The sequence below is a fragment of the Acaryochloris sp. IP29b_bin.137 genome (assembly GCF_028285745.1).
Taxonomy (GTDB): Bacteria; Cyanobacteriota; Cyanobacteriia; order Thermosynechococcales; family Thermosynechococcaceae; genus Acaryochloris.
Genome location: NZ_JANQOP010000360.1, coordinates 1 through 9,995, shown reverse-complemented (window position 1 = coordinate 9,995; position 9,995 = coordinate 1). Strand labels below are relative to the sequence as shown.

Sequence of the window (9,995 nt, the reverse complement as noted above, 5' to 3'; positions counted from 1 at the left end):
TGTCCGATGTTAGGGGGGAGTCTGTCCACTTGATTCTCCCCAAGGTTGAGCGCTTCCAGTTTGGAAAGCTGAGTGATTTCAGGGAGTAGACCGCTCAGTTGATTATTCCTTAGGTTAAGTTCTTGCAGTTTGGAAAGCTGTGCGATTTCGGGGGGGAGGTTTGTCAGTTGATTACTCGCAAGGTTTAGATGTTGCAGTCTAGTAAGCTTAAAAATTTCAGGTGGCAGACTCGTCAGTTGATTGCTCCAAAGGTCTAGTATTTGCAGATTGGACAGCTGTCCAATTTCAGAAGGTAAGCTCTGAAGTTGATTATTTCCGATATGTAGTTTTTGCAGATGGGTCAGCTGTCCAATTTCAGGTGGTAGAGTGTTTAGTCGATTTCTATCGAGGTTTAGCTCTTTCAGCTTGGAGAGCTTGTGGAGCTCAGATGGAAGTTGAGTTAGATATAGTCCACTTAAATCTAGCTCAGAAGCCTGTGTTACCAGGGCCTGCTGAATCCGACGCTGGGCTTTCACATAGTTTTTGGTCCTTGTGTCTGATTGAGCCACTGGATTGGTTAGCACCACCCGATCCACAAAGTTGTAAAGTCCCGTTACCAGAGCTACAAGTATCAGACCTTTGGCAAGGTTTTGAAGTCGTGACATGTATCGCGAAACGGAATAACTATGCTCAAATCAAGATGCAGCGTGATCTTAGTTCGCAACACGCTATACCTCCAATAGAGAACCATGGTTTTCACTAATGATTTCATCGCATGCTGGAATTGAGGAGGCTTAAAATCAAACTTAGGGAATCTCATAACCAAATAAATTTGGGTCTACTTCACCCAACTTCAGCTCTGCTAGACCATATTCAGCCCAACGGCGATCCACCATCGCTGCTACATCTGGATCGGCTTTGAGGGGTTCTCCCCAAGGATGATCCGTTTCTGGGGGAATTTTAGTCGTGGCATCAATGCCCATGCGCCCCCCTAGGCCAATCTTAGTGCTAGCAAAGTCGAGGGTATCAAAGGGCGTTTCCGGCAAGATAAATACATCTCGCACCGGATCGACTTTAGAAGATACTGCCCAGACCACCTGGCGTGGATCGCGAATATTGACCTCCTTATCCACGACAATCACAAATTTGGTATAGGTAAATTGGGGTAAGGCACTCCAGAAGGCCAAAGCTGCCCGCCGAGCCTGGCCTGGATAGGCTTTATCAATGGAAATTACCGCAGCTTTATAGCTCAGGGCTTCCATGGGCAAAAAGAAGTCCACAATTTCTGAGACCTGCTGTCGCAAAATCGGTGTGTAAATCCGATTCAGAGCAATGGCCATCATCGCTTCTTCTTTTGGGGGACGACCGCTAAAGGTGGTCAGATAAATTGGATTCTTGCGGTGGGTCATGCAGTGAAACTGGATCAGTGGAGCGGCCTCATTGATACCGCCGTAGTAGCCCATATGATCGCCAAAAGGACCATCTACGCCTGTTTCACCAGGGGTAATTGTGCCTTCTAGAACAAACTCACTTTGGGCAGGCACTTCCAAATCGACGGTCTTGCACTTGGCTAGGTGTACTCCACTGCCACCATAGAGACCGGCAAACAGCCATTCTGAAAGATCGACGGGGATAGGGGTGGCAGCGGCCATGATGATGAGGGGATCGATACCGATTGCGATCGCAATCTCCAGTTTCTTCCCTTGTTCTGCCGCTTTGCGTAAATGCCGCGCTCCGCCTCGCACCGACAGCCACTGCACCGTCATGGTGTTCTTCGACTGCAACTGCAGACGATACACCCCCACATTGGGTGTCCCCGTTTCACAGTCCTTGGTAATCACCAAGCCAAAGGTCACCACCTTGCCGCCATCCCCGATATAGGGCTGAATCATGGGGATTTTATTTAAATCCACCTGCTCATCCTTGAGCACCACCTGGTGACATGGGGGCAGCAAATCCCGCTGGGGTTTGGCCTTGACCACATCAAACAGGACTTTGCCAAAGTCTATAAATTGGTTGAGTTTTTTTGGCGGTTTGGGCTGCTGCAGCATCGCCAACTTTTTGCCCAGATCCTCCAACTCGGATTGGGACTCCATATTCATCGCCCAGCAAGTGCGCTCCACGGTGCCCAACAGGTTCACCGCCACGGGGTAGTCAGAACCTTTAACGTTCTCAAACAGTAGCCCTGGACCGCCCTGCTGTAACATCCGATCCGAAATTTCAGCAATTTCTAGTTTGGGATCTACCAAGGCTTGGATACGTTTGAGTTGGCCTCGCTCTTCGAGGCGTTGGATAAATTTTCTCAGGTCTCTAGCCATGGATTCCTTTAGGGGCGATAGTCGTTATGCACTATTTATATTATGAGCGGAATTGAGGACATCCCTGGGGTGCTATTTGTTCAACAGCGAGGAAGCTAGCGCCCTCGATTCGTTGATGGGTCCGTTATTCTAGACCTGTTGCCCCTTTATACCTGCCGCATGTCAAAGCCTTCAGCTTCACCATCTAATGATTCGGATGCTTTTACCTCAGCGTATGTGACTGAGATGGCTAAGCTACTTGAACTATCGATACCCCTAGATCAGCTCCCAGGAGTGGTTGAGAGCTTTGAGCAAATCCACAGAATTGCCCAGCCCGTTTTAAATTTTCCTTTGCCGGATACCTTAGAGGCTGCGCCTCAGTTTGAACCATGAGTTTGACGGCAGCTCAAATTGCTCACCAGGTCAAAACCGGAGAGCGTTCAGCCACATCCATCGTTGAAGCAGCATTGACGCATATCTCTAGTCGAGAGGATCACAACTGCTTTACGACACTTCTAAAGGCTTCTGCCTTAGCTAATGCCGCAACCCTTGATCGCAAGCTGGCTGCGGGAGAAACCGTAGGCCCTTTAGCAGGAGTCCCATTTGCGGTCAAAAACCTGTTTGATATTGCTGGAACGGTCACCTTAGCCGGATCCAAAATTAATCAAAGCCAGCCACCTGCAACTCAAGATGCAACTGCGGTGGCCCGCCTCAAAGCCGCAGGCGCAATCTTGGTGGGAGCGCTGAATATGGATGAATATGCCTATGGCTTTGTCACCATCAATCATCACTATGGCGTTACCCCCAATCCACATGATCCGACTCGAATATCCGGTGGCTCCTCGGGTGGATCGGCGGCGGCGGTGGCGGCTGGTCTGGTGCCTTTGACCTTAGGCTCTGATACCAATGGTTCCATTCGGGTGCCAGCTTCGTTGTGTGGCGTCTATGGCTTCAAGCCCACCTATGGCCGTCTGTCTCGGGCGGGAGCCTACCTGTTTTCTAGCAGCTTGGATCATATTGGTCCCTTTGCTCGCTCTGTGGAAGATATTGCTCTGGCCTTTGAGGTGCTTCAAGGATCGGACCCTCTCGACCCAATTTGTACAGACCGTCCGCCGGTTACGCCTGATTTATCTGGGGATATGACCGGGATACGGGTTGCGATGGCCACAGGCCGGTCGAAGACCCTCGCAACCGATCATTTCGCCCGAGGCATGACCCCCACCGTAGCCCAGGCCCTAGACAAAGTATCATCCGCCCTACAAGTCACCCAAACCGTGACCTTACCTGAATCGGCTCGGGCTAGAGCCGCCGCCTACCTGATTACCGCCAGTGAGGGGAGTCAACTCCATTTACCGCGACTACAAACGCGTCTACAGGACTTTGACCCGGCTACCCGCGATCGCTTTGTCGCTGGAGCGATGATGCCGAATAGCTGGTACCTGCAAGCCCAGCGTTTTCGTCGTTGGTATCGTGATCAGGTTTGCGAAATTTTCAAGACTGTAGATATGATTATTGCTCCCACAACGCCTTGTTCGGCCCCATTCATTGAGCAGACGACTATGGAGCTAGATGGACAAACGGTGCCCATTCGTCCCCATCTGGGCTATTACACCCAACCCCTATCCTTTATTGGCTTACCCGTGCTCTCAGTGCCGATCTTCCTACCGGGAGAACTGCCCGTTGGCATCCAGCTGATCGCTCGCCCCTATGATGAGAACACGATTTTTAAAGCAGCTGTGGTTCTTGAAGCACAAGGGATTACAGAAGCCAAGCCTGCCCATGCCCAGAGACAGCCTTAATATCCACTACGCTGGAAGCAGCGTCAAAATCCCCTTTGGCACCTGACTGTTCCGCTAAGTTATTCGAGGTATCTGGTATGGCTGCGCTTCAATATCTCAATCCCCAATCCACCCAAACGCTTCGACAGGGGATTTATGAATTTCACCAGGCTGAAGTAACTGAAAATGATGCCTCAAACACGGTAGCACCGGAGTTGCTAGCGGACATCGATATGCATGATGCCATTCATGTTTTGTTTGGTTGTCCCACTCATTTAGATGGCGAGATCTTGGCTCATGTCTGGACTGCTTTGGGAACAACAGTGTCACTGCAAGCCATGCATCGTGTTAACCGCCATCAAGACCACCGGAGTGTATTGGCAGAGATTGGACATCGGCATTTGCTCAAAACTTGGCTGAAGAGTATTCCTCAGATCTTGATGAACGTGCTTCAGGCATTGCGCATGAAGCGTCGTTGGCCTGCCGAAAATTATGCTGCTTATTTGGATCAACGCCTCTGCGATTTACGCCATGAGTTTAAGATTCATATTCCGCCGCAATCTTCTCATGGAGGAAGGGCAGGAGCTGCATTACGTTCAGTTCATTCGTTTTAACTTTTGGTTCCCCCTTCTAGATGAATACTGCCCTCAGCTCCAAAGATGGATAGCCCTTGCTTCCAAGTTGCAAATGACTCTCACGTCGCAGATTTATTACCGTTAGTGCGTGCCTATCATGAATTTGAACAGATTAGTTTATCGGAACAGCAACGGCATAATGCTGTATTACCTTTGCTTGCTCCTGACTCTCCAGTTGGACGAGTGTGGTTGATCTTCACCTTCGGCAAATTGGTAGGGTATGTTGCTTTATGTTTTGGCTACAGCATTGAGTTAGGAGGTCGAGACGCATTTATCGATGAGCTGTTTCTCGTCGAGAGTGCTCGGGGACAAGGCATTGGTAAACAAGTCTTAGACTTTGTAATTCGACAGGCTGCCAGCCTAGATATTGCTGCTTTGCATTTAGAAGTGGCCCGTGCCAACGACAGAGCAAAACGACTCTACTCACAAGCAGGATTCTTGGCTAGAGACCGCTATCATTTAATGACTTGCAAGGTGGCGCCGAATTAGGGCTCTGAACAATCAAAGTGGACTTAACTGGATTAACGGCTGTTCCTTTAGCTGAAGTTCTTCAATCCCCTCAACAGAGACTGCTAGCCTATCCTGATGATCGAGTAGGTTGTGATCGCATCTCCGAATTGGCCGATCTGGGCATCACAGCCATTTATGATTGGGGACCCAGGCAGGTTCAAGGCTGGCACTGCTTGGGATTAGGCTATTGTGGGTTAGTTTTGTTAGCTCAGTGTCAGGGGGAGCAGGTTGCGCTGAAGGTGAGAAGAACAGATGCTTCTCGTGCCTCCTTGACTCACGAAGCAACGATGTTGACCCTTGCTAATACGCAAAAAATTGGCCCTCGACTTCTGGGAAATAGTCCCAATTTCTTACGGATGGACTATGTGAAAGGGCATCCGCTACTGGCTTGGTTACAATCTCCCCTGGCATTGAGTCGGGTAACCCTTCAATCTCACCTCACCCAACTGCTTTGGCAAGCGTTTCAACTCGATCAAGCAGGCCTCGATCATGGCAACCTTCGATGTGTAACGGCACATAGCATTGTGACAACCCAAGGTCCTGTTTTACTGGATTTCAGCAGTGCCAGTAAAACCCGTCGGTTGGCTAATGTGACGAGTCTGACTCAGGGCTTGTTTTGGGGAACTACAATCGCACCGTTACTGGTTCCTCTCTGGTTTCAGCCCAATAAGCAATACTGTATTGAGAGACTGCGACACTATAAGCACCATCCCACTTTAGATAATTTTCAGAGATTGCTAGATTTATTGTTTGATCCTTAGCACTAACTCGCTGATGAATGGATAACAACGTCGGTTATCCACCTGTTGCTGCTGGTTCTATGGCCTAGAACTGATCTTGAAGGGATTGCGAGTTTAGCCCACACCCCCTAAGATATTCGGATCTGCCCTACTCGCATTGCAGGGTATGGTCATTCGTTAACAACGATAAACTCTTCTTGCTTGGCTTATCATCAATGCCTTTAACGCTTTCTCAAATTGGCCATCAGATGTCTGCTAGGACGGGCGTCCGCGCCATCATGAAAGACATCGTCGAAACCTTGGACACCAATCCTGATGAATCCTTTATCAATTTGAGTGCAGGCAACCCCGTTATCTTGCCAGCTGTCGAACAACTGTGGCGAGACTGCACCGCCCAATTGTTAGGGAGTTCCGAATATGGTGAAGTCGTCTGCCGTTATGGCACCAGCCAAGGCTATCAGCCCCTAATCGAGGCCATTCAACAAGATTTTAAACAGCATTATGGTTTAACGCTCAGGGACCGTCACATTCTGATTACGCCGGGAAGCCAAGCCCTCTATTTCCTGGCGGCGAATGCTTTTGGTGGGACAACGGACACCGGTCAGCTCAAAAAGATTGTCTTGCCCCTCTCACCGGACTACACCGGATATGGTGGGATATGTCTGACGCCTGAAGCCCTAAAAGCCTATCAACCCACCTTAGAGGTTGATGAAACGGCGCATCGGTTTAAATACAGACCGAATTTTGATCAACTTCACTTTGATCACACTACAGGCTGTATCATTTTTTCTCGCCCCTGTAATCCAACGGGGAACGTCCTGAGCGAATCTGAAGTGAGACAGATTGCCGATCGTGCTGCCCCATATGATATTCCAGTCTTTGTCGACTCTGCCTATGGGCCGCCCTACCCCAGCCTCAACTACACCGAGATCATGCCCATTTTGGGGAATAACGTCGTCCACTGCATGAGTTTGTCCAAAGCAGGTTTACCCGGGGAACGCGTTGGTATTGCCATTGGGGATGAGCGTATCATTCAAACTTTAGAAGCCTTCCAAACCAATGTCTGTATTCATTCTGGGCGATATGGACAAGCGATCGCAGCCCAAGCCATCCAATCCGGGGCCTTAGCCGAAATCTCCATCCAAGTGATTCGCCCCTATTACCAAGCAAAACTGGCTCTCTTACAATCTGTCCTCGATCAGCAGATGCCATCCACATTGCCGTGGTATTTGCATCGGGGTGAAGGGGCCATCTTTGCTTGGCTATGGCTCAATGAATTGCCCATCTCAGACTGGCAGCTCTATCAACAGCTCAAACAAGTAGGGGTGATCGTCGTCCCTGGCCACTCTTTCTTTCCCGGTCTCTCCCAGGACTGGCCCCACAAACACCAATGCCTTCGCATTAGCTTAACCGCCACGGATGAAGAAATCACAATTGCGATGCAACGACTCGCTCAAGTCATTCGCAAAATATACTAGACACCATATCCAGACGTTATTGTTCAGTCCAATTTGGGATAAAGGAAGAGTTTATGAGTGATGCTTCCCCATCACGATCATCCATCAATCCGCCATCCTCTAACGAAGACTGGTTAGAAGTTGGCAAAATCATTGGTGCGCATGGGTTAAATGGAGAGGTAAAAGTTTTCCCAGATTCTGACTTCCCAGAGCGATTTACAAAGCCCGGCCTTCGGTGGTTGCGTTTTCCGACCCGTCCTTTACAAATTGAAGAAATCAACCTCAAAAAAGGCCGATTTATTGAGCAAAAAGGGATTTATATCGTTCAGTTGGCGGATGTTAACTTTAGAGATCAAGCTGAACTCCTCAAGGGAGCCGAACTGTTGGTACGAAGTTGCGATCGCCCTTCATTGGCAGATGGAGAATATTATTTATCGGACCTGATTGGGGTCACCGTTATTGATCAAACCAAACGAACCATCATTGGTTCAGTGGTAAGGATTGCCAGTGCAGGGAATGATCTATTAGATATTCAACTGCTTGATTCGGATCAGACCGTTCTGGTGCCCTTTGTCCCAGCAATTGTGCCCATTGTCGATATCGAAAACCAAACCATAGAGATCTTACCCCCTACAGGACTCATTCCCGAGTAAGTCAACTCCCTCGATTACGAAAAGCTGCTTTCGGGCGAAAGCAGCTTTTAAAGCTTGGCTGCTAGCTCAAGCTAATCAAGCAGGGCTAGAGCAGTCAACCTTAATTCTTAGACACGAGTGGGCTTCTCGCGGAAAAAGATAGCAAAGAAGAATAACCCGATCAAACAAGCAAGAATAAATACGTAAGCAATAACATCCATAGGAATAAACCCTCAATAATCGCTACTTCAAAGAATTAAGAAGGCTACTTTCCACATTCTAATCATTTTTGGAGTTAGAAGCGTTCAGTAGCCTTCATTGTGAATCTAGTTAATGCTGATGAACATGTTCTAGAATTCTATAACCTAGTTAGGTTTGACTAAGCACGAGTGGTGGTGTCACCAACTTTCTGGAATACACCCCATTCCACTTGCTCTTCAGGTAGGTTAGGATCAACACCCTCGAACACATCCTTAAAGATGGTACGAGCGCCATGCCACCAGTGGCCGAAGAAGAAGAGTAGCGCATAGCAAGAGTGGCTAAATGCAAACCAACCACGAGTGCTGGTTCGGAAAACACCATCAGAACCAAGAGTTTCACGATCAAAATCAAAGGGCTCACCCAGCTGGGCTTTACGAGCGTACTTCTTAACGGTAGGCGCATCCGTGAAGGTTTGACCATTTAAGGTTCCACCTTCGAAGGAAACGGTCACACCTTTCTGCTCAAAGCTGTATCGAGATTCAGCCCGACGGAAAGGAATGTCAGCGCGGACAACGCCATCTTTATCCGTTAAGACAACAGGGAAAGTTTCGAAGAAGTTGGGCATACGTCGCACAAACAACTCGCGGCCTTCGGAATCCTTAAAAGTAGGATGACCTTCCCAAGAACGGGCTAGACCGTCACCACTGTTCATAGCACCAGTGCGGAATAAACCGCCTTTAGCTGGGCTATTACCAATGTAATCGTAGAAAACAAGCTTTTCAGGGATTTGATCCCAAGTTTGTCCAGACTGCACACGGCGCTGGATTTCGGTTTGGAAGTAGCCGCTATCCCACTGATAACGAGTCGGACCGAACAATTCGATTGGTGTGGTTGCACTTCCATACCACATGGTTCCAACCATCACGAATGCAGCAGCAGCCACGAAGGCAACAGAACTTGATAGCACTGTTTCAACATTACCCATACTTAGAGCGTTATAGAGGCGCTCAGAAGGACGAGTAACGATATGGAAAATTCCGCCAATGATCAAAGCAATCCCTGCAGAGATATGGTGAGTCACCAAACCTGTAGGGTTATAAGGGTCAAAGGCAAACGGACGCCAGTCTGGGCTAACTCCTTGCACATGACCTGTGAGTCCATAGGGATCAGAAACCCACATACCTGGCCCTAAGTTGCCAGTTAAGTGACCTGCTCCGAAACCAAAACAAACAATTCCTAAAATGAGCAAATGAAGGCCAAAAACCTTGGGCCAATCACTAGCAGGTTCAGAACTGCCTTCGGGATAGTAGACATCTAAATCCCAGTTAATCCAGTGCCAAACGGCAGCTAAGAAAAATAAGCCCGATGCCAGGATATGCATGAGGATGACACCCTCATAGCTAAAGAAATTTAGGTGTGCACCTAGAATTCCTGGCTGAGAGACCCAAGGCTCTCCAGTTACGGTCCAACCACTCCAGGAGTGAGTGACCCCAATTCGAGTCATCACAGGCATAACAAATGTGCCTTGACGCCACATGGGATTGAGAACTGGATCGCTTGGATCATACTTGGCCAACTCGTAGAGTGCCATGGAGCCTGCCCAGCCGCTTACCAGGGCAGTGTGCATTAGATGCACAGATAGCAATCGTCCTGGGTCATTCAGGACAACTGTATGTACTCGGTACCAGGGTAGTCCCATCGACTACGCTCCTCCTCTTAAAACGTCAATACTTTTACTTGCAGCATTTTCTTAATGGGCCGATCCT

Annotated in this window: 11 protein-coding genes; 7 read left to right on the top strand and 4 right to left on the bottom strand. The window is 48.8% G+C overall.

Features of this window, described 5'->3' with window-relative positions; translation table 11 throughout:
• Positions 1-644 (bottom strand): leucine-rich repeat domain-containing protein (locus Q0991_RS24135; RefSeq protein WP_299493479.1); only part of this gene is annotated, 644 nt, incomplete at its 3' end.
• Positions 645-785: 141 nt separating this feature from the next.
• Positions 786-2,297, bottom strand: coding sequence for a UbiD family decarboxylase (locus Q0991_RS24130; protein ID WP_299493478.1), 1,512 nt, complete (start codon positions 2,295-2,297; stop codon positions 786-788).
• 159 nt (positions 2,298-2,456) lie between these two features.
• Here Q0991_RS24130 and Q0991_RS24125 point away from each other — a divergent pair, with 159 nt between their 5' ends.
• The 7 genes from Q0991_RS24125 (at position 2,457) to rimM (ending at position 8,049) form a co-directional block, all read left to right on the top strand.
• Positions 2,457-2,669, top strand: coding sequence for a DUF4089 domain-containing protein (locus tag Q0991_RS24125; protein ID WP_299493477.1), 213 nt, complete (start codon positions 2,457-2,459; stop codon positions 2,667-2,669).
• The gene (locus Q0991_RS24120) at positions 2,666-4,075 is read left to right on the top strand and encodes an AtzE family amidohydrolase (RefSeq protein ID WP_299493476.1); all 1,410 of its coding nucleotides are present in this window, start codon (positions 2,666-2,668) and stop codon (positions 4,073-4,075) included. The genes Q0991_RS24125 and Q0991_RS24120 overlap by 4 nt, the downstream gene beginning before the upstream one ends.
• A 77-nt stretch (positions 4,076-4,152) precedes the next feature.
• Positions 4,153-4,668, top strand: coding sequence for a hypothetical protein (locus tag Q0991_RS24115; protein ID WP_299493475.1), 516 nt, complete (start codon positions 4,153-4,155; stop codon positions 4,666-4,668).
• Positions 4,669-4,713: 45 nt separating this feature from the next.
• Positions 4,714-5,178, top strand: coding sequence for a GNAT family N-acetyltransferase (locus tag Q0991_RS24110; RefSeq protein ID WP_299493474.1), 465 nt, complete (start codon positions 4,714-4,716; stop codon positions 5,176-5,178).
• Positions 5,179-5,195: 17 nt separating this feature from the next.
• Positions 5,196-5,960: a serine/threonine protein kinase gene (locus Q0991_RS24105; protein WP_299493473.1), complete on the top strand. Its 765-nt coding sequence runs from the start codon at positions 5,196-5,198 to the stop codon at positions 5,958-5,960.
• A 194-nt stretch (positions 5,961-6,154) separates the two neighbouring features.
• Positions 6,155-7,417, top strand: a complete 1,263-nt coding sequence (locus Q0991_RS24100; RefSeq protein ID WP_299493472.1) for a valine--pyruvate transaminase — start codon at positions 6,155-6,157, stop codon at positions 7,415-7,417.
• 53 nt (positions 7,418-7,470) lie between these two features.
• On the top strand, positions 7,471-8,049 hold the full coding sequence (rimM, locus tag Q0991_RS24095) for a ribosome maturation factor RimM (RefSeq protein ID WP_299493470.1): 579 nt from the start codon (positions 7,471-7,473) through the stop codon (positions 8,047-8,049).
• 107 nt (positions 8,050-8,156) lie between these two features.
• Here rimM and Q0991_RS24090 read toward each other — a convergent pair whose 3' ends face one another.
• Positions 8,157-8,249: a photosystem II reaction center protein T gene (locus Q0991_RS24090; RefSeq protein WP_299493468.1), complete on the bottom strand. Its 93-nt coding sequence runs from the start codon at positions 8,247-8,249 to the stop codon at positions 8,157-8,159.
• Between the two features lie 158 nt (positions 8,250-8,407).
• Positions 8,408-9,928, bottom strand: a complete 1,521-nt coding sequence (psbB, locus tag Q0991_RS24085; RefSeq protein ID WP_299493466.1) for a photosystem II chlorophyll-binding protein CP47 — start codon at positions 9,926-9,928, stop codon at positions 8,408-8,410.
• Positions 9,929-9,995 lie beyond the last annotated feature (67 nt).